19 protein-coding genes are annotated in these 20,938 nt (G+C 66.0%); 10 read left to right on the top strand and 9 right to left on the bottom strand.

Features of this window, described 5'->3' with window-relative positions; translation table 11 throughout:
- Window positions 1–14: 14 nt before the first annotated feature.
- The 3 genes from pth to ACQR2C_RS12635 form a co-directional block, all read right to left on the bottom strand.
- Window positions 15–620 (bottom strand): aminoacyl-tRNA hydrolase, encoded by a 606-nt coding sequence (pth, locus tag ACQR2C_RS12645; RefSeq protein ID WP_316177557.1) that lies wholly within the window; start codon window positions 618–620, stop codon window positions 15–17.
- Window positions 621–692: 72 nt separating this feature from the next.
- Window positions 693–1,382, bottom strand: coding sequence for a 50S ribosomal protein L25/general stress protein Ctc (locus tag ACQR2C_RS12640; protein ID WP_315803275.1), 690 nt, complete (start codon window positions 1,380–1,382; stop codon window positions 693–695).
- 195 nt (window positions 1,383–1,577) lie between these two features.
- Window positions 1,578–1,868 carry an accessory factor UbiK family protein gene (locus ACQR2C_RS12635; protein WP_315714079.1) on the bottom strand — a complete coding sequence of 97 codons (291 nt, stop codon included), beginning with the start codon at window positions 1,866–1,868 and terminating at the stop codon, window positions 1,578–1,580.
- Between the two features lie 256 nt (window positions 1,869–2,124).
- On the opposite strand from ACQR2C_RS12635, the gene lgt reads away from it, so the two are divergent.
- The 5 genes from lgt to ACQR2C_RS12610 all read left to right on the top strand — a co-directional run bounded on the left by lgt (window position 2,125) and on the right by ACQR2C_RS12610 (window position 6,772).
- On the top strand, window positions 2,125–2,982 hold the full coding sequence (lgt, locus tag ACQR2C_RS12630; protein ID WP_315803274.1) for a prolipoprotein diacylglyceryl transferase: 858 nt from the start codon (window positions 2,125–2,127) through the stop codon (window positions 2,980–2,982).
- Window positions 2,979–4,106 carry a class I SAM-dependent methyltransferase gene (locus ACQR2C_RS12625; RefSeq protein WP_434881258.1) on the top strand — a complete coding sequence of 376 codons (1,128 nt, stop codon included), beginning with the start codon at window positions 2,979–2,981 and terminating at the stop codon, window positions 4,104–4,106. The genes lgt and ACQR2C_RS12625 overlap by 4 nt, the downstream gene beginning before the upstream one ends.
- Window positions 4,107–4,126: 20 nt before the next feature.
- Window positions 4,127–4,873 carry a peptidoglycan editing factor PgeF gene (gene pgeF, locus ACQR2C_RS12620; RefSeq protein ID WP_434881352.1) on the top strand — a complete coding sequence of 249 codons (747 nt, stop codon included), beginning with the start codon at window positions 4,127–4,129 and terminating at the stop codon, window positions 4,871–4,873.
- A 126-nt stretch (window positions 4,874–4,999) separates the two neighbouring features.
- Window positions 5,000–5,632 carry a hypothetical protein gene (locus tag ACQR2C_RS12615; RefSeq protein WP_434881257.1) on the top strand — a complete coding sequence of 211 codons (633 nt, stop codon included), beginning with the start codon at window positions 5,000–5,002 and terminating at the stop codon, window positions 5,630–5,632.
- Between the two features lie 186 nt (window positions 5,633–5,818).
- Window positions 5,819–6,772 carry a ribose-phosphate pyrophosphokinase gene (locus tag ACQR2C_RS12610; RefSeq protein ID WP_315803270.1) on the top strand — a complete coding sequence of 318 codons (954 nt, stop codon included), beginning with the start codon at window positions 5,819–5,821 and terminating at the stop codon, window positions 6,770–6,772.
- Between the two features lie 1,008 nt (window positions 6,773–7,780).
- On the opposite strand, the gene ACQR2C_RS12605 is transcribed toward ACQR2C_RS12610, so the two are convergent.
- Window positions 7,781–8,311, bottom strand: coding sequence for an REP-associated tyrosine transposase (locus ACQR2C_RS12605; protein ID WP_434881256.1), 531 nt, complete (start codon window positions 8,309–8,311; stop codon window positions 7,781–7,783).
- Between the two features lie 241 nt (window positions 8,312–8,552).
- Here ACQR2C_RS12605 and ACQR2C_RS12600 point away from each other — a divergent pair, with 241 nt between their 5' ends.
- From ACQR2C_RS12600 to ACQR2C_RS12580, 5 genes are all read left to right on the top strand, one after another.
- Window positions 8,553–9,785, top strand: coding sequence for a benzoate/H(+) symporter BenE family transporter (locus ACQR2C_RS12600; RefSeq protein WP_434840238.1), 1,233 nt, complete (start codon window positions 8,553–8,555; stop codon window positions 9,783–9,785).
- A gap of 124 nt (window positions 9,786–9,909) precedes the next feature.
- The gene (locus tag ACQR2C_RS12595; RefSeq protein WP_316177548.1) at window positions 9,910–11,229 is read left to right on the top strand and encodes an ABC transporter substrate-binding protein; all 1,320 of its coding nucleotides are present in this window, start codon (window positions 9,910–9,912) and stop codon (window positions 11,227–11,229) included.
- The gene (locus tag ACQR2C_RS12590; protein ID WP_434881255.1) at window positions 11,226–12,161 is read left to right on the top strand and encodes a carbohydrate ABC transporter permease; all 936 of its coding nucleotides are present in this window, start codon (window positions 11,226–11,228) and stop codon (window positions 12,159–12,161) included. Before ACQR2C_RS12595 ends, ACQR2C_RS12590 begins: the two co-directional genes overlap by 4 nt.
- Complete coding sequence (locus ACQR2C_RS12585) at window positions 12,158–12,982, top strand: carbohydrate ABC transporter permease (protein ID WP_434881254.1); 825 nt, start codon at window positions 12,158–12,160, stop codon at window positions 12,980–12,982. The genes ACQR2C_RS12590 and ACQR2C_RS12585 overlap by 4 nt, the downstream gene beginning before the upstream one ends.
- Window positions 12,983–13,255: 273 nt before the next feature.
- Window positions 13,256–14,350 (top strand): HWE histidine kinase domain-containing protein, encoded by a 1,095-nt coding sequence (locus ACQR2C_RS12580; protein ID WP_434881253.1) that lies wholly within the window; start codon window positions 13,256–13,258, stop codon window positions 14,348–14,350.
- A 6-nt stretch (window positions 14,351–14,356) separates the two neighbouring features.
- Here the strand turns inward: ACQR2C_RS12580 and ACQR2C_RS12575 are convergent, their stop codons facing one another.
- From ACQR2C_RS12575 to ACQR2C_RS12555, 5 genes are all read right to left on the bottom strand, one after another.
- Window positions 14,357–15,172, bottom strand: coding sequence for an XdhC family protein (locus tag ACQR2C_RS12575; RefSeq protein WP_315803263.1), 816 nt, complete (start codon window positions 15,170–15,172; stop codon window positions 14,357–14,359).
- A 214-nt stretch (window positions 15,173–15,386) separates the two neighbouring features.
- A complete protein-coding gene (locus ACQR2C_RS12570) occupies window positions 15,387–16,592 on the bottom strand; it encodes a vWA domain-containing protein (protein WP_434881252.1) in 1,206 nt (401 codons plus the stop codon).
- Window positions 16,589–17,458, bottom strand: a complete 870-nt coding sequence (locus ACQR2C_RS12565) for an AAA family ATPase (protein ID WP_315803261.1) — start codon at window positions 17,456–17,458, stop codon at window positions 16,589–16,591. The genes ACQR2C_RS12570 and ACQR2C_RS12565 overlap by 4 nt, the downstream gene beginning before the upstream one ends.
- Before the next feature lie 280 nt (window positions 17,459–17,738).
- Window positions 17,739–20,159 carry an aerobic carbon-monoxide dehydrogenase large subunit gene (locus tag ACQR2C_RS12560; protein WP_434881251.1) on the bottom strand — a complete coding sequence of 807 codons (2,421 nt, stop codon included), beginning with the start codon at window positions 20,157–20,159 and terminating at the stop codon, window positions 17,739–17,741.
- The gene (locus ACQR2C_RS12555; RefSeq protein ID WP_434881250.1) at window positions 20,156–20,656 is read right to left on the bottom strand and encodes a (2Fe-2S)-binding protein; all 501 of its coding nucleotides are present in this window, start codon (window positions 20,654–20,656) and stop codon (window positions 20,156–20,158) included. The genes ACQR2C_RS12560 and ACQR2C_RS12555 overlap by 4 nt, the downstream gene beginning before the upstream one ends.
- Window positions 20,657–20,938 lie beyond the last annotated feature (282 nt).

Genomic DNA, 20,938 nt, shown 5'->3' with positions numbered 1-20,938 from the left:
AACGCCCGAAGCGCTCACGCGGCGCCGGCGTCGCCCTTGTCCAGAAAACCTTTGGCCTGCAGCGCCAGATGCACCTTGTTGGCGAAGGTGGAGTCGCGCTTGCCGGTCAACAATTCAGCATTGTCGGCCACCGCCTCGCACAACGCCTCGACCCACGGCATGTCGGACTTGGCGAAGTCCGACAGCACGTGCCCATGCACCAGCTCCTTGACGCCGGGATGGCCGATGCCGAGCCGGACGCGGCGGTAGTCGTTGCCCAGATGCGCCGAGATCGAACGCAGTCCGTTATGACCAGCAATGCCACCGCCGACCTTCACGCGCAGCTTGCCCGGTTGCAGTTCGAGCTCGTCCTGAAACACGGTGACGTCGCCGACGCCGAGCTTGAAGAAGCTGGCCGCTTCCTGCACCGCGCGGCCGGATTCGTTCATATAGGTGGTCGGCTTCAGGAGAATGACGCGCTCGGAGTCGAGTGTGCCTTCGGACGTCTCGCCCTGAAACCTGCGCCGCCACGGCGAGAAGCGGTGACGCCGCGCGATCTCGTCAACGGCCATGAAGCCGATATTGTGCCGGTTGCGCGCATATTTCGCGCCGGGATTGCCGAGGCCGACAAACAGCAGCATGACGCGGCATCCGCACCCGCCGTCGCTTCGGGAAGCACGGGACCCGCCCGCGCTTCCCAGAAGCGGAACGGCTTACTTCTTCTTGTCGCCGCCAGCCGGCGCCTTGGCCGCGGCCGCGGGAGCCTTCGCAGCGGCAGCCGGAGCAGCAGCGGCGGGAGCCGCGGCAGCGCCAGCAGCAGCCTTCTGCTCCTCGCCATAGCCCGACGGCGGCACGATGGTGACGAGCGTCGCGTCGTCGCGCGACAGCGTCTTCACGCCAGTCGGCAGCTTGACGTCGGAGATGTGCAGCGAGTGGTTGATCTCGAGCGCGCTGACGTCGGCCTCGATGAACTGCGGGATGTTCTCCGCGAGGCACTCGAGGTCGAGCGTGTGGGTCACGATGTTGACCGTGCCGCCACGCTTCACGCCCGGCGCGCCTTCCGAGCCCACCACGTGCAGCGGCACGCTGACGCGAATGGTCGCGCCCTGGCCGAGCCGCATGAAGTCGACGTGGATCGGGAAGTCCTTGACCGGATCGAGATGGAAGTCGCGCGGGATCACCCGGTGCTTCTTGCCGTCGAGGGTGACGTCGAAGATCGTGGTCAGAAACCGGCCTGCGAGGATGCGCTGGCGCAGCTCGCGGTCTTCCACCGAGATCGGCAGCGGGGGCTGGTTGTCTCCATAAATCACTCCGGGCACTCTCCCGGCGCGACGCTCTGCCCGTGCGGCCCCCTTGCCGACTGACGGACGGGCGGTCGCCTTCAGTTCTCTGACGGTCGCCATCGTGTTAAGTCCTTGTTTTAAAAAGTTAAAGGCCGCGATGCGGCCCGTTGCTGGACGTCCTTCGGCAAGCCTCCAGGGGTGCGGGGGCCGCGGACGTGGCGGCGTTCTAGCGGCAAACTGCGGAAATGACAAGGAAATGAAGGGACCGGCGGCCCCTTCATCCCACCAACTCTCCGGAGGTATTTCGCGCGCGGGTCAGCCGTCCGCGCTGCCGGCGCCCGGCGGCGTGCCGGCCGCGCCACCCAGCTTGGCCTCCAGCGCCGCGATCCGCGCCTTCAGCGCCTCGTTCTCCTCGCGGGCGAGCCGGGCCATGTCCTTGACCGCCTCGAACTCCTCGCGCTTCACGATGTCCAGATCGTTCAGGATCTTTTCCGCCTGGTTGCGGATGACGGAATCGACCTCCCGCTTCATGCCCTGGGCGGCACCTGCGGCATCGTTCATCAGGCGGCCGAGTTCGTCGAAAAACCGGTTGTTGGTCTGAGTCATGTGAGAAACTCCGCGTCCCGCGACGAGCACGATGATGGAAGACAGAATGGCGATCCCTGTCGCCGCCCGCAAGATGGGCCGTCTTGTCATGCCTTGGTTTCCTTGTCATCGTACTTGTTGCGCCGGCCCGCGGCGCTGGTATGAGCAGCCCTGAGATCACATCGCGCCGCGCCCGTTCATGTGGCGGAGCTCGTTCGAAGCCCGCATCGCCCGCGGGCTTCCGGAAGCGGGACGCCGTGCCCACGAAAGCCAGTGAATGACGCCTCTCCTCATCGATTTCCCCGTGTTCGATCCGGTTGCGATCGCCATCGGCCCGTTCGCGATCCGCTGGTACGCGCTGGCCTATATCTGCGGCATCGTCATCGGCTGGCTTTACGCGCGCTCGCTGCTCAAGAAGGAGCGGCTGTGGGGCGGCCCGGCGCCGGTGTCGCTGGTCCAGCTCGACGACTTCATCCTGTGGGTCACGATCGGCATCATCCTCGGCGGCCGCACCGGTTACGTGCTGTTCTACAACCTTCCGTTCTTCATCGAGCACCCGCTGGAGATCTTCCAACTGTGGAACGGCGGCATGTCGTTTCATGGCGGCTTCATGGGCTGTGTGCTCGCCGTGATCTGGTTCGCCCGCCGCAACGGCCTGCCGATCATCTCGCTCGGCGACGTCACCACCGCGGTCGCGCCCATCGGCCTGCTGCTCGGCCGCATCGCCAATTTCATCAATGGTGAGCTGTGGGGCCGTGCCGCCGATGCAAGCGTTCCCTGGGCGATGATCTTCCCGCGCGATCCGACCCACCTCCCGCGCCATCCGAGCCAGCTCTACGAGGCCGGCCTCGAAGGCATCGTGCTGTTCATCGTGCTGGCGATCATGATCCGGTTCGGCGCGCTGAAACGGCCCGGCCTGATCCTCGGCAGCTTCATCACCCTCTACGGCGTGGCGCGCATCACCAGCGAGCTGTTCCGCGAGCCCGACAAGCAATTGGGCTTTCTCTGGGGTGGCCTGACCATGGGCATGGTGCTGTCGGTGCCGATGCTGATCATCGGCGCCATCCTGGTGGCGCGGGCGCTCCGCAGGCCTGAGAGTCGTCAAGCCACTCCCCCGCTGCAGGCCAATCCGTGATCGAAACCTCTCCGCTCCACACCGAGATCAAGCGGCTGATCAAGGCGTCCGGCCCGATGCCGGTCTGGCGCTACATGGAGCTGTGCCTGATGCATCCGGAGCACGGCTACTACGTCTCGCGCGATCCGCTCGGACGCGAGGGCGACTTCACCACCTCCCCCGAAGTGAGCCAGATGTTCGGCGAGCTGCTCGGGCTGTGGGCGGCCTCGATCTGGAAGGCGACGGGATCGCCGCAGCAATTCCGGCTGATCGAGCTGGGACCCGGCCGCGGCACCATGATGTCGGATGCCCTGCGGGCGCTGCGCGTGCTGCCGCCGCTGTACCAGACGATCTCGGTCCACCTGGTCGAGGTCAATCCTGTCCTGCGCGAAAAGCAGAAGGCGACGCTGACCGGCCTGCGCAACATCAACTGGCACGAGAGCTTCGACGAGGTGCCGGAGGGCCCCAGCGTCATCTTCGCCAACGAGTATTTCGACGTGCTGCCGATCCACCAGATGATCAGGCGCGAGACCGGCTGGCACGAGCGCGTGGTCGAGCTCGACGACGAGGAGAACTTCGTCTACGGCGCGGCTGCGGATCCAACGCCCGGCTTCGAGCTGCTGCTGCCGCCGCTGGTGCGCGCCGCGCCGGCCGGCGCGATCTTCGAATGGCGGCCGAACATGGAGATGATGGCCATCGCCAGGCGCATCCGCGACCAGCGCGGCGCCGCCGTCATCATCGATTACGGCCATGTGCGCAGCGACGTCGGCGACACCTTCCAGGCCATCGCCCGCCATAGCTTCGCCGATCCCCTGAAGACACCGGGGCTTGCCGACATCACCGCCCATGTCGATTTCGACGCGCTGGCGCGGGCCGCGGAAGCCGTCGGCGCGCGCGTTCACGGCCCGGTCACGCAGGGCGAGTTCCTGCAGCGGCTCGGCATCGAAACCCGCGCGCTGACCCTGATGCAGAAGGCCTCGCCGGAAGTCTCGGAGGACATCGCGAGCGGGCTGAAGCGCCTGACCGGCGGCGGCCGCGGCGGAATGGGGTCGCTGTTCAAGGTGCTCGGCATCTCCGATCCGGCCATTCCGGTGCTGGCGGGCATCAGCGACGAGCACACCAACGAGAAGACGGGAGGCGCGTGATGCTGGTATCATCGGATGTGATGTCCGCGGTCCCTGGCCTGCGCCACGCCTTCTTCACCCGCGAGGGCGGCGTCTCCGACGGCATCTATGCCGGCCTCAATGGCGGGCTCGGATCGAATGACGTGCCGGAGAACGTCCGGGAAAACCGCCGCCGCATGGCCGCCCATCTCGGCGTCGCGCCCGACCAGTTCCTCAGCGTGCACCAGATCCATTCGCCCGACGTCGTGGTTGCGACCGGGCCCTGGGACGGCCCCGTCAGGCCGAAGGCCGATGCTCTGGTGACCGCGACGCCGAATCTCGCGATCGGCGTCACCACGGCCGATTGCGGGCCGATCCTGTTCGTCGACCCGCATAAGCGCGTCATCGGCGCGGCCCATGCCGGCTGGAAAGGTGCGCTCACCGGCGTGCTCGAAGCCACGCTGCAGGCGATGGAGGAGCTCGGCGCAGAGCGCGGCCGGATCATTGCCGCGATCGGCCCCCTGATCCGCCAGCCGAGCTACGAGGTCGGCGCCGAGTTCGTCACGCGCTTCCTCGACGACGACGCCGAGCACGCGCGCTTCTTCCTGCCGTCGACGCGCGACGGCCACGCGATGTTCGACCTGGCCGGCTTCATCCGGATGCGGCTGGAAAACGCCGGCGTACTGCTGATCGACGATATCGGCCTCGACACCTATGTCGACGAGCGCTTCTTCAGTTACCGCCGCTCGGTCCATCGCAACGAGCCGGACTATGGCCGGCACGTCCATGCCATCATGCTCGAAGGCTGAAGCTGGGCGCGATTGTGGCCGCATGTGGATTGCTTAACCCTTTCTGTACAACTGAATGCACTCTGTCCCAATCTGTGGCAGCCGCGACCTAGACGTTAATCGATTTTAACGATATCGCTCCCGACGATGAGGGGAGCGCCGACACCACTTCGACGGATCAGCCGCGCTGCGCAGCACGCCTGCGTTGCCGTTTTGCTGATCACGTCCGCTGCAGCGCTCGGCGGCTGCGCGACCAGCGGCGGTCCGTCCAACGCCTACGCGATGGCGCCTGCATCGGATAACGCCACGATCGCCTTCGAGCAGATCGACGGCCCGCCGCCGCAGATCTTCGACCGCATGGTCAGCGTGCTCGACAGCGAGTCCAAGCTGCGCAGCCTCGCCATCGTGTCGCGCGAGGCTCCTGCAGCGTATCGTGTCCGCACCTATCTCTCCGCCCAGGTCGTCGGCGGCAAGGGCGTGATCGCCTGGGTGTTCGACGTCTACGATCGCAATCAGCAGCGCGCGCTGCGGCTGTCGGGCGAAGAGCCGGTCGGACGCAGCGGCCGCGATCCGTGGAACAATGTCGACGACATGGTGCTTCGGAAAATCGCGCAGGCCGGCTTCAGCGGACTTTCGAACATGCTGAACGGCACCGCGCCCGCCGACGGCGCGCCACCGGCGGCACCGGCCACCCGCGGCCCTGCGGTCGCCGTGGCCGAGCCCGCATCGCCGGCGTCCGGCGGCACCAGCGTCGCCGCCCTCGGCTACACCGACCATTAGGCAAGGAGGCGCATTTTGCGCCGTTTTTGACCGGGAAAAACAGCCGTTTGACCGGGAAAAACACTTGCGGCGGGTTGCCATGCGCGCGGTGTCCTTGATATCACCTCGCCCGTGCAAAACTGCCGGTTCCATGGATCGCCCGATATGCTGAACAAGGTCTCCAGCGAGACGCGAGGAGAATTCACGATGTCGGCCAAGAACGGCTCCATCAAACTCGTCGCCGGCAACTCCAATCCGGCTCTCGCCGCCGGCATCGCCGCTGAGCTCGGGCTGCCGCTGACGAAGGCGGTGGTCCGGCGCTTCGCCGACATGGAGATCTTCGTCGAGATCCAGGAGAACGTCCGCGGCTCCGACGTCTTCATCATTCAATCGACGTCCTATCCGGCGAACGACCTCTTGATGGAGCTCCTGATCATCACCGATGCGCTGCGCCGCGCCTCCGCGCGCCGCATCACCGCCGTGGTGCCCTATTTCGGCTATGCGCGGCAGGATCGAAAATCTGCCTCGCGCACGCCGATCTCGGCCAAGCTCGTCGCCAACCTGATCACCCATGCCGGCGTCGACCGCGTCATGACGCTCGACCTGCATGCCTTGCAGATCCAGGGCTTTTTCGACATCCCGGCCGACAATCTCTATGCTTCGCCGCTGATGGTGCGCGACATCAAGGATCGGTTCGATCTCTCCAACCTCATGGTCGTATCGCCCGACGTCGGCGGCGTGGCGCGCGCGCGTGGCCTCGCCAAGCGCATCAACACGCCGCTCGCCATCGTCGACAAGCGCCGCGAGCGTCCCGGCGAGTCCGAGGTCATGAACGTGATCGGCGAAGTCTCCGGCCACACCTGCATCCTTGTCGATGACATCGTCGACTCCGGCGGCACCCTGGTGAACGCGGCCGATGCGCTTCTCAAGCACGGCGCCAAGGACGTCTACGCCTACATCACCCACGGCGTGCTCTCCGGTGGAGCGGCGAGCCGCATCACCTCCTCGCGCCTGAAGGAGCTCGTCATCACTGACTCCATCATGCCGACCGAAGCCGTCCGCAACGCGCCGAACATCCGCACGTTGCCGATCGCGCCGCTGATCGCCGAGGCGATCGGGCGAACCGCTGCCGAAGAGTCGGTGTCGAGCCTGTTCGACTGATATCGTCTCTCGTACGGCAAGAACGTCATCATCAAATTCCACTGTCATTCCCCGCGAAAGCGGGGAATCCAGTACGCCGCGGCGCCTCGATCAATCACAGCCATCTCCCTTTACTGGATCGCCCGGTCCCGTCTTCGCCTTCGGCTTTGACGCGGCCAAGAGCACTTTGGGCGCGCCGCAGCTTCAGCGAAGGCGGCAAGCCGGGCGATGACGCTGGTGTTTGGGCAAAGGGCCTGCCCCACACTCCCGTCATTGCGAGGAGCGCAGCGACGAAGCAATCCAGACTGCCTCTCTGAAGGATCCTGGATTGCTTCGCTCCGCTCGCAAATGACGCCTGTGGTATCTTTCATCAGGACAACATCCGACAGGACTTCCGCATAAGCCTACGCGATCTCGCGGCGCGCGTTGCGTCCGAGCTTTGATCACAGCATCGCCCTCTTGGTGGAGGGCGCAGGGAAGGCCGGGCGCTGGCCGCGCCCGTGGCCCGCCTGCGAAAAAAATGCAGGCGGCAGGTACCACAGGTCTGGCCGAACACACCCGGCCCTCCCTGCGCGATGGCTTTACGGCTGCTTCGCAGTCTCCCCGGTGCACCGGGCTTTCTGGCCACCGTTGCCCGCGCGGCGCGTGAGCGCCGGCACAGGCGTGACACCAGCGTCGGGGTGTCAGGACCGTGCGACTTGACCGTGCGTGCCGGATCGTTCGTCGGCGCGGCATCCGCCACGCTGCGACCCGACCCGCCCATCGCATTCCGCTGCCGACGTCCGTGACGACCGCGATACGTCCCCTTCCGACGCAACGGAACGAGCGGGACCATACTGCTGATTTTGCGAAACCTCCAGCGATTTATTTTTATCCGAAGGGCTGGACAGGATTTGCGGAGAGAAGCGTGATTTGGGCGACGGGCACGCGCTGGACCGAACGGACACTGACGCGGAGAGACGCGGCGGATTACGGCTTCGCGTAATCCGCCCTTGTCCAGCGCGAGAGTTTCATGACAGCCTGATCCGGTCAACGCTCGCCGTAAGTCCCGTTCACATCGACATCGCCAGCCCAATCTGCCGGAAATACTCCTTCACGCACGTCTCGGTGGAAGGACGAATGCGGCCAGTCCTCCACTCGACTTACCAGGCGATGCTTCACCGGATTGATGTAACAATACTCCACGTGCCGGGCATAATCTTCCTCGTCGCGAATGAGATGCTCCCAAAACCGGCGCTGCCAGATGCCGCGTTCCTCCTTGGCGGTGCGACGTGGAGTGAGGTCCTCTGTCTTCGGGAGTGCTCGCGCAAAACGGTTCTTGATCAGCCGCCAACGTGTTGAGAAGTCGGCATCGTCAGGTGGCAGGGTCCAGACCGCATGAAGATGATCCGGCATCACGACAAAGGCATCGATTTCGAACGGAAAACGGCGCCTGGTAGCGGCGACGGCAGACCGCAGGACGTCGATGTGCTCGATCAGCAGAGCTTGGCGTCGGTCGAGAAGGTTCACGGTGAAGAACCAGGATCCGCCCGGAACGAATGCGCGTCGATAGTTGGGCATGGAGCATGGTCCGCGTCGAGATGACCGACGTAAGCCTACTCGCTGAGGATGTATGGATTCAAGATTTGCGGCGGATTACGGCTTCGCCTAATCCGCCCTACGCTCAAAACCCGTAGGGCGGATTAGCGCAGCGTAATCCGCCGATCAGCCCAACGCCTTGCACAGCTCGTCCCGTTCGGCCAAAACATCCCCTACGACGCCAAGGACAACAACAAGAACACACACCGAGCCCCGCCCCTCCATGTTCAGCGCCATCGAACGCCCCGCGGCCCCGCCGCCCGGCCTCGGCCAGATCATCAGCGATTTCGGCCCGCTGTATGCCTCGCACGGCTTCATCGGCTGGCTGTTCGCGATTACCGGGCCGGTCGCCATCATCCTGTCGGTCGGCGCCAATGGCGGGCTGTCGCAGGCGGAGATCGCGTCGTGGATCTTCGGCGTGTTCTTCATCAACGGGCTGATCACGCTCGCGCTGTCGTGGCGCTATCGCGAGCCGTTGGTGCTGTTCTGGACCATTCCGGGCACCGTCCTGGTCGGCCAGTCGCTGACGCATCTGAGCTTCCCGCAGGTGGTCGGCGCCTTCTACGGCACCGCGCTGTTGATGCTGGTGCTCGGGCTCACCGGCTGGGTCAAGCGCGCGATGCAACTGGTGCCGATGCCGATCGTGATGGGCATGGTCGCTGGCGTATTCCTGCGCTTCGGCCTCGATCTCGTCCGCGCCGTGTTCACCGACTTCGCCATCGCCGGGCCGATGGTCGTGCTCTGGCTGCTGCTGACCGCACTCCCTGCGCTGGGCCGGCGCTGCCCGCCGATCATCGGCGCGCTCGTCGTCGGCACGCTCGCGGCTCTCCTGTTCGGCAAGTATGATCAGAATGCCTCGCTGCAGATCGCGCTGATCCATCCGGTGATCCCGACGCCATCCTGGTCGCTCGCGGCCATGATCGAGCTGATCGTGCCGCTCGCGGTCACCGTGCTGGTGGTGCAGAACGGCCAGGGCTTTGCGGTGCTGACCGCTGCCGGCCACAAGCCGCCGGTCAATGTGGTGACCGTCGCCTGTGGCATCGGCTCGGCGCTCGCGGCGATCGTGGGCGGCGTGTCGACCTGCCTGACCGGGCCGACCAACGCCATCGTCGTCTCCGGCGGCGAGCGCAAGCGCCACTATACCGCGGCGATGGTCGTCGGCGTGCTGGCGCTCGGCTTCGGCCTGCTGGCGCCGACCTTCACCACGCTGCTGCTGATCGCGCCGAAATCATTGATCACCGCGCTGGCGGGCCTCGCCATGCTGCGCGTGCTGCAGACCGCGTTCGTGACCGCGTTCAGGACCAACTTCTCCCTCGGCGCGCTGATCGCCTTCCTCGTCACCGTGGCCGACGTGCCCCTGCTCAATATCGGCGCGGCGTTCTGGGGACTCGTGGCAGGCTTTGCAATCTCGTGGCTGCTGGAGCGGGCGGATTTCACCGCCGCATCGGGCGCATAACGGATTGCCGCGGCGCACCACGCGCTGTCGTCGCATCCCCAGCCGAACGGGCACCATGCTGTTGCAGCGTCGCTGGATCGCGCTACACTTCACGACCAAACAAAAAGTCTTCTGGGAGGATATGATGACCGCGATCACGCGCCGCAACATGCTTGCGGGTACGGCAGCAGCAGGCGCGCTTGCGCTTACCGGCCAGCCCGCCTGGTCGGAGCCGCAGTGGAAGAAATATGCCGGCACCAGGCTCGAGGTGATCCTCGCCAAGGGGCCGCGCGGCGACAATCTGCAGAAGAACATCAAGGAATTCACCGCACTGACCGGCATCGAGGTGGAATCCGAGCAAATCCCGGAGCAGCAGCAGCGGCAGAAGGTCGTGATCGAACTGTCGTCGGGCAAGCCGAGCTTCGACGTCGTCCATCTCAGCTATCACGTGCAGAAGCGGCAGTTCGAGAAGGCCGGCTGGCTCGCCGACATCACCGACATGATGAAGGATCCGAACCTCACCGCGCCGGACCTCGTGCAGAGCGATTTCTCCGCCGCCGGCCTGAGTTACGCCAGCAACGACAAGGGCCGCATGTTCTCGCTGCCGTGGTCGGTGGACTACTTCATCCTCTACTACAACAAGGAGCTGTTCGCGAAGAAGGGCGTCGAGGTGCCGAAGACGCTCGACGAGATGGTCACGGCGGCGCAGAAGCTGACGGATGCCAAGGACGGCATCTTCGGCTTCGTCGGCCGCGGCCTGCGCAACGCCAACATGACGTTGTGGACCAACTTCTTCCTCAACTATGGCGGCGAGTTCCTGGACGCCAAGGGCAACATCCTGACCGACGGCCCGGAAGCCATCGAAGCCACCAAGCTTTATCAGAAGCTGCTGACGACCTGCGCGCCTCCGGGCGTCGCCGGCTTCAACTGGATGGAGTCGATGGCCTCGTTCACGCAAGGGCGCTCGGCGATGTGGATCGACGGCGTCGGCTGGGCGCCGCCGCTGGAGGATCCCAATGCTTCGCGCGTGGTCGGCAAGGTCGGCTACACCGTGGTGCCCGCCGGACCGAAGGGACAGTACTCGGCGACCTATGGCGACGGCATCGGCATTGCGGCTGCGAGCAAGAACAAGGAAGCCGCCTGGCTGCTGTGCCAGTGGCTGGTGTCGAAGCCGCAGGGCGCCCGCCTGGTGCAGGCCGGCGGCGGCGTGCCGTTCCGCAACTCGGTGCTCAACGACCCCGGGGTGCAGGGCGGCGTGAAGATGCCGAAGGAGTGGCTGCAGTCGGCGATCGACTCCGGCAAGATCAGCAAGCTCGGCCTGCCTGTGATCATTCCCGTCGCCGAATTCCGCGATCTCGTCGGTGCGGCGCTGACCGCCACGCTGTCGGGCGCCGATCCCGCGACCGAGCTGAAGAAGGCGCACGAGCAGTTCCGCCCGATCCTGGAGCGCAGCGAGAAAGCGTGAGCACGATCGTCGAACAGGCCGGCGCGGCAGCGGACACTGCTGCGCCGGAACGTGCATTGCGACCGCCGTCCTACTGGCCGTTCGTGGTGCCGGCGCTGGTCACCGTGCTCGCGGTGATCATCTTTCCCTGGCTGTTCACGATCTGGATGAGCTTCCAGGAGTGGAAGGTCGGTTCGCCCACGACCTTCGTCGGGCTGTCGAACTATATCCGGCTGCCGGCTGACCCGCGCTTCGTCGAGTCGGTCGGGCACACGCTGTCCTACACGGCTCTCTCCGTGCTGCTGCCGCTGGTGCTCGGCACCTTCGCGGCGGTGATCTTCCATGCGCGTTTCCCCGGACGCGGGCTGTTGCGCGCGCTGTTCATCATGCCGATGATGGCGACACCGGTCGCGATCGCGCTGGTGTGGACGATGATGTTCCACCCGCAGCTCGGCATCCTGAACTATCTCTTGTCGCTCGTCGGCCTGCCGCCGCAGCTCTGGGTGTTCCATCCGGCCACCGTGATTCCGTCGCTGGTGCTGGTCGAGACCTGGCAATGGACGCCGCTGGTGATGCTGATCGTGCTCGGCGGCATCGCCTCGCTGCCGACCGAACCTTACGAGAGCGCACAGATCGACGGCGCCAGCACCTGGCAGATGTTCCGCTACATCACCCTGCCGCTGATCATGCCGTTCCTGTTCATCGCCGCGATGATCCGCGCCATCGACGCGATCAAGAGCTTCGACATCATCTTCGCGATCACGCAAGGCGGTCCGGGCTCGGCGTCGGAGACCATCAACCTCTACCTCTACAGCGTCGCCTTCGTCTATTACGACCTCGGCTATGCCTCGGCGATCGCGGTGGTGTTCTTCGCGCTGATCGTGGCGCTGACCGCACTGTTGCTGGTGCTGCGCCGGCGCGCACAGTGGAATGCGCTGGGGAGCGACACATGAGCGCGCAGACCATCCTCGGCCGGCTCGCCCTTGCGCTCGGCGTCTTCCTGATCGTCTCGCCGGCGATCCTGTTCTTCCTCTGGATGATCTCGCTGTCGGTCAAGTTCGAGGTCGACAACGCCGCCTATCCGCCGGTGTTCTGGCCGGAACACTTCGCCTGGAAGAACTATACCGACGTGCTGTCGTCCAACCGCTTCTTCACCTACTTCAAGAACAGCCTGCTGGTGACCGGCGGCGCGACGGCGCTGGCGATGCTGGTCGGCGTGCCCGCCGGCTACGGCATCGCCCGCATGGCCGCGCACAAATCGGCGATCGTGATCCTGATCGCGCGCATCACGCCGGGCCTGTCCTATCTGATCCCGCTGTTCCTCTTGTTCCAGTGGCTCGGCCTGCTCGGCACGCTGTGGCCGCAGATCATCATCCATCTCGTCGTCACCGTGCCGATCGTGATCTGGATCATGATCGGCTATTTCGAGACCACGCCGATCGAGCTCGAGGAAGCCGCGCGTATCGATGGCGCGACGCGCTGGCAGATTTTCCGCCACGTGGCATTGCCGGTGGCGAAGCCCGGCCTCGCCGTCGCCTTCATCCTCGCGGTGATCTTCTCCTGGAATAATTTCGTGTTCGGCATCGTGCTGGCCGGGCGCGAGACCCGCACCCTGCCGGTCGCGGTCTACAACATGATCTCGTTCGATCAGCTCTCCTGGGGGCCGCTCGCGGCGGCCGCGCTGATCGTGACCCTGCCGGTGCTGCTGCTGACCGTGTTCGCGCAGCGGCAGATCGTGGCCGGCCTGACGGCGGGGGCGGTCAAGGGCGGCTGACGGGTATAATGCATACCAAAGAGAACCGCGACGGAATGCCAAACTTGCCTTGGTCAGGCCATAGTCTGTCACTTGGTTACCTGCGTGGAACCGGGATTCGCCCCGCGCCTGCGGCGCGGCGGTGGCCGCGTTGACGGTTTCATCTCGTCTCCGTGCCGGCTTCGTTCCAGCCGAATACCACTGCGCCGCACGATCGACCGGCTCCGGATCTGCGCTCCGCCCGGCCCGTCGTGCAATCCATCACCGGCTGAACGCCAGACCGACGAAAGCTGCATGACGTCCGATCGCGACGCCTCCGCGCCAGACCGATTGACTGCCCTGTTGCAGACCGAGCTGCTCGACTCGCCGCCGGAGCCGGGCTTCGATCGCGTCACCCGTTTGACCTCGCGGCTGCTGCAGGCCCCGGCGGCGATCATCGCGCTGGTGGATCGCGACCGGCAGTTCTTCAAGAGCTCGGTCGGCCTGTGCGAGCCGTGGGCGTCGCTGCGCGAGACGCCGCTCAGCCACTCCTTCTGCCAGCACGTCGTGACCTCGGCGCAGCCGCTGGTGATCAGCGACGCCAACGAGCATCCGCTGGTGAGGGACAATCTCGCGGTGCCGGTTCTCGGCGTGATCGCCTATCTCGGCGTCCCCTTGCGGCTGCCGAGCGGCGAGGTGATCGGCGCGCTCTGCGCCATCGATCACGAGCCGCGGCCGTGGAGCGACGACGACATCGCCCAGCTCACCGAGCTCAGCGAGATCGTGATGGACGAGATCGCGCTGCGCACCGAGAATGCACGGCGGCGAACGATCGAGCAGCATCATCGCGTGCTCGTCCATGAGCTCAATCACCGTGTCAAGAACACGCTGGCGCTGGTCGACAGCGTGATCGCGCTCAGCATCCGCGCCGATTCGGCGCTGGCCGAGTTCGGAGAGGTGCTGCGCGGCCGCATTGCCGCGCTGACGCGCAGCCACGCGCTGGCGCTGGATCGCGGCCGGGAGGCGATCGCGCTCGATGAGCTGGTCTGCGCCGAGCTGGCGCCGCTGCAAGGCGACCGTGTCGCGGTCGACGGCCCGGCCGTGCCGCTTCCGCCGGGCGTCGCGCTGTATCTGTCGATGGGGCTGCACGAGCTCGTCACCAACGCGGTGAAATACGGCGCGCTGTCGAACGATGCAGGACAGGTGACGCTGAGCTGGACCCATGCCGACGGACGGCTCAAGCTGTCCTGGGAGGAGAACGGCGGGCCGCAGGTCTCCCCACCTGCGAGCAACGGCTTCGGCTCGCTGCTGTTCGAGCGCATTCTCGGCGCCGCGCTGAAGGGCGAGGTCACGCGCGACTTCGCGCCGGATGGGCTCAGGGTCTCGTTCGACCTGCCGCTCGCGCCATGACGGAATTCAGCCGCGCTGGCCGCGCCGGCGCACCTGCGTGATCTCGGCCAGGATCGACATCGCGATCTCCTCCGGCGTGATGGCGCCGAGATCGAGGCCGGCGGGCGCCTTGACCTCGTCGAGCAGCGCGGCGTCGATGCCGTCCTTGATCAGCTTGTCGCGCAGGCTGTCCATCTTGCGGCGGCTGCCGACGAAGGCGTGGTAGGCCGCATCGCAGGCGAGCGCGGCGCGCAACGCCGCCTCGTCGCCCTTGCCTTGCGTCGACACGACCACGAAGCGGCTGCTCCCGGCCGGTTGGCCTAGCGCGAAGCCATCGATCAGCACATCGGCCTGCGGTGTCGTGACGAGATCGGACGCCGGCGCCGCCAGCGTCACGTGATAGCCGAGCGGCCGGGCCTGCGCGGCAAGCGCGACCGCGACCGGGCTCGCGCCGAGAATGACCAGCGCGGGATGCGGAAGCACCGGCTCGACGAAGATATCCATGGTGCCCTTGCTCGGGCACATGTTGGCGGCGAAGCGCACGCCTTCCTTGGTTTCGCCCGGCTTGACGCCGAGCTCGGCGAGCAGGTTCTCAGGCTGCACCGAGACCATGCGAGGGATGCCGTCGGCGAGCGCCTCACGCGCCGCCTTCAGCACCGCGCCGCGGGCGCAGCCGCCGCCGATCCAGCCCGCGACGATGCTGCCGTCGGGGCGGATGATCGCCTTGGCGCCGGCCTTCGCGGCCGTCACCGACACCGTGCGGACGACGGTGGCGAGCACGAAGCTTTCCTCGGCGGCCTTGAGCTGCGCGGCGAGATCGAGCAGTTCGACAGTTGCCGTCATGATTGCCTCCTGTGTCGTCGTGAGAGGCGCGGTGCAACCGCGAGGGCAGTCTGTTCCCTCCCCCCTTGTGGGGGAGGGCTAGGGAGGGGGGCGGCTGGCACCGGTGCCCGTGGTACCCCCCTCCCCAGCCCTCCCCCACAAGGGGGGAGGGAGCGCACTGCCGATGCCGTAGCAGAGTGCCTTATGGTCAGATCGATCAGGCTATTCGCCATCCTCACAACCTCGCCAGATACGGCTCCAGTGCGGCCAGCGAATTCAGCGTATGCGCGGGCGCGTAGAGATCGACGAACGGCAGCGCGGCCTTGATGCCGCGTGCGTCCGGCGCGTAGCCGTCCCAGCCGAGCATCGGATTGAGCCAGACGATGCGGCGGCAGCGGCGGCTCAACTGTGCCATCTCACGGCCGAGCAAGGCGGGATCACCGGTGTCGTAGCCGTCGGAGACGATCATCACGCAGGTCCGCGAATGGATGACGCGCGGCGCGTGCCAGCGATTGAAGGTCTGCAGGCTCTCGCCGATCCTGGTGCCGCCACCGGCGCCCTGCGCCATCATCGAGAGACGGTCGAGCGCCCGCGCGGCGTCCTTCTCCTTCATGGCGTCGGAGACGTAGGCGAGCCTCGTGTGAAACAGGAAGGCCTCGGCCTCGCGAAAGGCGTCGAGCACGCCGTGGATGAAGCGCAGAAACACCGCGGTGTAGGGGCTCATCGAGCCGGAGGCGTCCAGCAGCACCACCAGCCGCAACGGCTTGTGCTTGCGTCGCCGGTGCACCAGCGCAATCGGCACGCCGCCATGGCTGATATTGCGGTGGATGGTGCGGCGCAGGTCGAGCCGCTCGCCCGACTTCCGCTGCTGATCACGCCGGGTCAATCGCGTCCGCATCGCCTTGGCGAGCCGCGCCGCGGCCTCATGCGCCAGCGCGACCTGGTCGGGCTCGGCGAGCTTGCGGAAGTCGGTATCGCTGATGGCGGCGACGCGCGAGGCGCCTTCGCGCACGCCCTCGCCGCCCGCGTCGCGCGGGGTTTCGTCAGAGGGAATCTGATCGGTCGCGCCGTGAGGCTCCGGCTGAGCGGCATTCGCATCCTGCAGACTCTTCAGGGACGGGCTGTTCGCTCTCGCCGTCGAGCCGGAGACCAGTGAGCGCGAGCGCACGCGCCTGCCGAGCCAGAAGGCGTCGAACAGGCCGTCGAAGCGATCCCACTCGCTCTTGCGTGCCGAAAACAGATGCTTGAACGCGGAGCGCAGCAGGCCGGGCTTGTCGGCATAGCCCGCACTCATCACTGCCGCCGCGTCCTGCCCTTCCGCCAGGCCGACCGCAAAGCCGTTGTCGCGCAACGTCTTGAGAAACGCACCGAGGCGGCCCGCGACGAGCCGCGCCACCGCGTCCATGTCCTCGTGGTCGGGTGTGGCGCCACAGCAGCTCATGCGACCTTCCCCAACAGCCGCGCCGCGACCTCGCGGGTGATGCGCGCGCGGTCCTCATGCGTCTTGAGGAGGCACATCAAGGTGTCATGCACCATCTCCGGCTGGTCCTTGAGATCGCGTACGTCGAGCCCGACCAGTGCCGCCGCCCAGTCCAGCGTCTCGGCGACGCCGGGCACCTTGCGCAGCTCCTCCTTGCGCAGGGATTCGACCATGCGCGCGATCTGCAGGGCGAGCGAGGCGGAGGCACCGTCGATCCTGGTCAGGATGATGCGCGCCTCGCGGTCGACATCGGGATAGTCGACGTAGTGGTAGAGGCAGCGCCGGCGCAGCGCATCCGATAGCTCACGGGTTCCGTTCGAGGTCAGCACCACATGCGGAATGCTGATCGCCTTGATGGTGCCGAGCTCGGGGATCGAGACCTGGAAGTCGGACAGCAGCTCCAGCAGGAACGCCTCGAACTCGTCGTCGGCGCGATCGATCTCGTCGATCAGCAGCACCGGCGGCATGGCGCGGCGGATCGCCGCCAGCAGCGGCCGCTCGAGCAGATATTTCTCGGAGAAGATCTGATCCTCGATGGTGTCCGGCTGGCCGCGATGCGCCTCGATCGCCAGCAGCTGGCGCTGGTAGTTCCACTCGTAGAGCGCGGAGCTCTGGTCGAGGCCTTCATAGCATTGCAGACGGATCAGCTCGGTGCCGTGCACGCAGGCGAGCGCCTTGGCGACCTCGGTCTTGCCAACGCCGGCTTCCCCCTCCAGCAGCAGCGGCCGCTTCAACAGCTGCATCAGCGCGATCGCGGTCGCCAGCTCGCCATCGGCGATATAGCCGCAGGCGGCGAGAGATCGGGCGATGTCGTCGCGGGTTTTCATACCGGTTTGTTTCTCGATCTCGCCGCGAAGTCGGTGTGTTCCCTCCCCCCTTGTGGGGGAGGGTTAGGGAGGGGGGTGCCCCCGCGCGAGACTGCCGCCGGAGACCCCACCCCCGACCCCTCCCCGCAAGGGGGAGGGGAGCGCACCGGCGATGCGGTTACAGCGCCGTCTCTCTCGGCGTCATTGCGAGCGGAGCGAGGCAATCCAGGGTGATGGACGGGACTCTGGATTGCTTCGTCGCTTCGCGCCTCGCAATGACGAAGGTGCTCTTGGACTTCGTCTATGCAACCGCGCCCAAATTCTTCGCGGCCTGCCAGTTGCGCCAGAAGTCGTGGGGCATCTGGATGTGCGTCGCGCCGAGGAACGAGAACGCGTCGTTCACCGCGTTGGAGAACGCCGGCACGCCACCGACATTGGGGCTTTCGCCGACGCCCTTGGCGCCGATCGGATGATGCGGCGAGGGCGTGACCGTGAAGTCGGTCTCCCAATGCGGCGTCTCGACCGCGGTCGGCATGAAGAAGTCCATGAACGAACCGGTCACGACATTGCCCTCGGCATCATAGCGGATCTCCTGCCCCATCGCGATGGCGAAGGCTTCCGTGAGGCCGCCATGCACCTGGCCCTCGATGATCATCGGGTTGATGCGGGTGCCGCAATCGTCCAGCGCGTAGAAGCGCCGGACCTTGTACACGCCGGTATCCACGTCGATGTCCATCACGCAGAGATAGGCGCCGAACGGATAGGTCATGTTGGGCGGATCATAGTAGCTCACCGCCTCCAGCCCCGGCTCCATGCCCGGCGGCACGGAGTTGTAGGCCGCCCAGCAGATGTCCTTCATCGACATCGCCTTCTCCGGCAGGCCCTTGACCCGGAAGCCGTCGATGTCCCATTCGAGATCGTCCTCGTGGACCTCGAGCTTGTAGGCCGCGATCATCTGCGCCTTCGCCTTGATCTTGCGCGCGGCCATCGCGATGGCCGCGCCTGCGACCGGCGTCGAGCGCGAGCCGTAGGTGCCGAGACCGTAAGGCGCGGTGTCGGTGTTGCCCTCCTCGACCATGATGTTATCGGCGGGTATGCCGATCTCGCTGGCGATGATCTGTGCCCAGGTGGTCTCGTGGCCTTGGCCCTGGCTCTTGGTGCCCATCCGCGCGATGCCGGCTCCGGTCGGGTGCAGGCGGATCTCGCAGGAGTCGAACATCGCGATGCCCAGGATGTCGCAATTTTTCGACGGACCGGCGCCGACGATCTCGGTGAAGAAGGAGACGCCGATGCCCATGATCTCGCGGGTCTCGCCGCGCTTAAACGCGGCGCGCTTCTCGGCTTGCTCCTTGCGCAGCCCCGCGTAGTCCACGCTCTCCATCATCTTACGCATGGCGGTGTGATAGTCGCCGGAATCGTATTCCCAGCCGAGCGCCGAGTGATAGGGAAACTGCTCCGGCTTGACGAAATTCTTCAGCCGCAGCTCGGCCGGGTCCATGCCGAGCTTCTGCGCGAGAATGTCCATGCCGCGCTCGATGCAATAGGCCGCCTCGGTGACGCGGAACGAGCAGCGATAGGCGACGCCGCCCGGTGCCTTGTTGGTGTAGACGCCATCGACCGAGAGATGCGCGACCGGGAAGTCGTAGGAGCCGGTGACGATGTTGAAGAAGCCGGCCGGCCATTTCGACGGGTCGGCGCAGGCGTCGAAGCCACCGTGGTCGGCGAGCACATGGACGCGCAGGCCGGTGACCTTGCCATCCTTGGTCGCCGCGATCTCCGTGGTCATGTGATAGTCGCGCGCGAACGCGGTGGCGGTCAGATTCTCGATGCGGTCCTCGACCCATTTCACCGGCTTGCCCGTCACGATGGAGGCGACGGCGGCGCAGATGTAGCCGGGATAGGCGCCGACCTTGTTGCCGAAGCCGCCGCCGATGTCGGGCGCGATGACGTGGATCTTCTGCTCGGGGAGTTTCGCGATCAGCGACACCACGGTTCGGATGACATGCGGCGCCTGGAACGTGCCCCAGATCGTCAGCTCGCCCTTGATCTTGTCGAACGAGCAGACGCACTGGCAGGTCTCGAGCGGCGACGGATGGGTGCGGTGATAGGAGATCATCTCCTTGATCGTCACATCCGCCTTCTTGAACGCCGCGTCGGTCAGCTCCTTGTCACCGACGCTCCATTCGAAGATGTGATTGTGATGCTTGCGCGGGCCGTGTGCGCCAGAGGTCTTGCCGGCGAGGTCCTCGCGCAAAACGGGAGCGTCCGGGTCCATGGCCTTGAACGGATCGACCAGCACCGCCAGCGGCTCGTACTCGACGACCACCTTGGAGACGCCGTCATCGGCGGCGTAGCGGTCGGTCGCGACGACGAACGCGACCTCCTGGTTCTGGAACAGCACCTTGCCGTCGGCGAGCACCATCTGCACGTCGCCGGCCAGGGTCGGCATCCAGGCGAGGTTGACCGTCTTCAGCGTCTCGGCGGTGATCACCGCCAGCACGCCCGGCACCTTCAGCGCCTCCTCGGTGTGGATCGCCTTCACCCGCGCATGCGCATGCGGCGAGCGCACGAAGTCGCCGTGCAGCATGCCAGGCAGCTTGACGTCATCGACGTAGTTGCCCTTGCCTTGCGTGAAGCGAATGTCCTCGACGCGCTTGCGCCGGCAGCCCATGCCTTCGAGGGCGGCTTCGCGTTGTTCCCGCGTGGGAGTCATGTCGTTCATTCCGCGGCCTCCTGGAATTCCACGCCGTTGATCTTGGCGGCGGCGTATTGGATCGCCTTGACGATGTTCTGATAGCCGGTGCAGCGGCAGATGTTGCCGGAGATGCCGGCGCGGATCTCGGCTTCCGTCGGCTGCGGATTCTCCTTCAACAGCCGATGCGCGCGCAAAATCATGCCGGCCGTGCAGAAGCCGCATTGCAGTCCGTGCATCATGCGGAAGCCTTCCTGCAGCGGCGACAAGGTGCCGTCGGCATTGGCCATGCCCTCGATCGTGGTGATCTCGGCGCCATTGGCCTGCACCGCGAGCATGGTGCAGCTCTTCACGCTCATGCCGTCGATGTCGATGGTGCAGGCGCCGCAGTGGCTGGTCTCGCAGCCGATATGGGTGCCGGTGAGCTGCGCCTGCTCGCGCAGGAAATGGACCAGCAAGGTGCGCGGCTCGGCGAGGCCTTCGACCTCGCTGCCGTTCACCTTCATCGTGACGTGGGTTTTGGGCATTCGGTGCTCCCTGAAGAACGTCTTTGAATTTTCGGCCGAGCTATCAACCGCGATCTCGATGCGCTCCCCTCCCCCTTGCGGGGAGGGCAACCGGCCGCATTCGCGGCCGGCTTTTTTGAAGAACGCCGAAGCAAAGCTTCGGCTGCGGGTGGGGGTCCACGGCGGCAGTCTCGCCTGGGGCTACCCCCCTCCCCGCCCCTCCCCCACAAGGGGGGAGGGAGATGAGAGAGCTCGCCGCATGGCGAGGTTGCACGGCGTGCGGGGCCGCGGCGTCAGCAAACG

Source organism: Bradyrhizobium sp. HKCCYLRH3061, assembly GCF_051168015.1.
Lineage (GTDB): Bacteria > Pseudomonadota > Alphaproteobacteria > Rhizobiales > Xanthobacteraceae > Bradyrhizobium.
Note: the sequence above shows the minus strand (reverse complement) of the source record. Positions and strands in the feature narration are given on the sequence as shown.

What these genes read in the sequence shown, in the direction of transcription:
- pth (WP_316177557.1), bottom strand. Translation starts at nt 620, where the DNA reads ATGCTGCTGTTTGTCGGCCTCGGCAATCCCGGCGCGAAATATGCGCGC.
- ACQR2C_RS12640 (WP_315803275.1), bottom strand. Translation starts at nt 1,382, where the DNA reads ATGGCGACCGTCAGAGAACTGAAGGCGACCGCCCGTCCGTCAGTCGGC.
- ACQR2C_RS12635 (WP_315714079.1), bottom strand. Translation starts at nt 1,868, where the DNA reads ATGACTCAGACCAACAACCGGTTTTTCGACGAACTCGGCCGCCTGATG.
- lgt (WP_315803274.1), top strand. Translation starts at nt 2,125, where the DNA reads ATGACGCCTCTCCTCATCGATTTCCCCGTGTTCGATCCGGTTGCGATC.
- pgeF (WP_434881352.1), top strand. Translation starts at nt 4,127, where the DNA reads ATGTCCGCGGTCCCTGGCCTGCGCCACGCCTTCTTCACCCGCGAGGGC.
- ACQR2C_RS12615 (WP_434881257.1), top strand. Translation starts at nt 5,000, where the DNA reads ATGAGGGGAGCGCCGACACCACTTCGACGGATCAGCCGCGCTGCGCAG.
- ACQR2C_RS12610 (WP_315803270.1), top strand. Translation starts at nt 5,819, where the DNA reads ATGTCGGCCAAGAACGGCTCCATCAAACTCGTCGCCGGCAACTCCAAT.
- ACQR2C_RS12605 (WP_434881256.1), bottom strand. Translation starts at nt 8,311, where the DNA reads ATGCCCAACTATCGACGCGCATTCGTTCCGGGCGGATCCTGGTTCTTC.
- ACQR2C_RS12600 (WP_434840238.1), top strand. Translation starts at nt 8,553, where the DNA reads ATGTTCAGCGCCATCGAACGCCCCGCGGCCCCGCCGCCCGGCCTCGGC.
- ACQR2C_RS12595 (WP_316177548.1), top strand. Translation starts at nt 9,910, where the DNA reads ATGACCGCGATCACGCGCCGCAACATGCTTGCGGGTACGGCAGCAGCA.
- ACQR2C_RS12585 (WP_434881254.1), top strand. Translation starts at nt 12,158, where the DNA reads ATGAGCGCGCAGACCATCCTCGGCCGGCTCGCCCTTGCGCTCGGCGTC.
- ACQR2C_RS12580 (WP_434881253.1), top strand. Translation starts at nt 13,256, where the DNA reads ATGACGTCCGATCGCGACGCCTCCGCGCCAGACCGATTGACTGCCCTG.
- ACQR2C_RS12575 (WP_315803263.1), bottom strand. Translation starts at nt 15,172, where the DNA reads ATGACGGCAACTGTCGAACTGCTCGATCTCGCCGCGCAGCTCAAGGCC.
- ACQR2C_RS12570 (WP_434881252.1), bottom strand. Translation starts at nt 16,592, where the DNA reads ATGAGCTGCTGTGGCGCCACACCCGACCACGAGGACATGGACGCGGTG.
- ACQR2C_RS12565 (WP_315803261.1), bottom strand. Translation starts at nt 17,458, where the DNA reads ATGAAAACCCGCGACGACATCGCCCGATCTCTCGCCGCCTGCGGCTAT.
- ACQR2C_RS12560 (WP_434881251.1), bottom strand. Translation starts at nt 20,159, where the DNA reads ATGAACGACATGACTCCCACGCGGGAACAACGCGAAGCCGCCCTCGAA.
- ACQR2C_RS12555 (WP_434881250.1), bottom strand. Translation starts at nt 20,656, where the DNA reads ATGCCCAAAACCCACGTCACGATGAAGGTGAACGGCAGCGAGGTCGAA.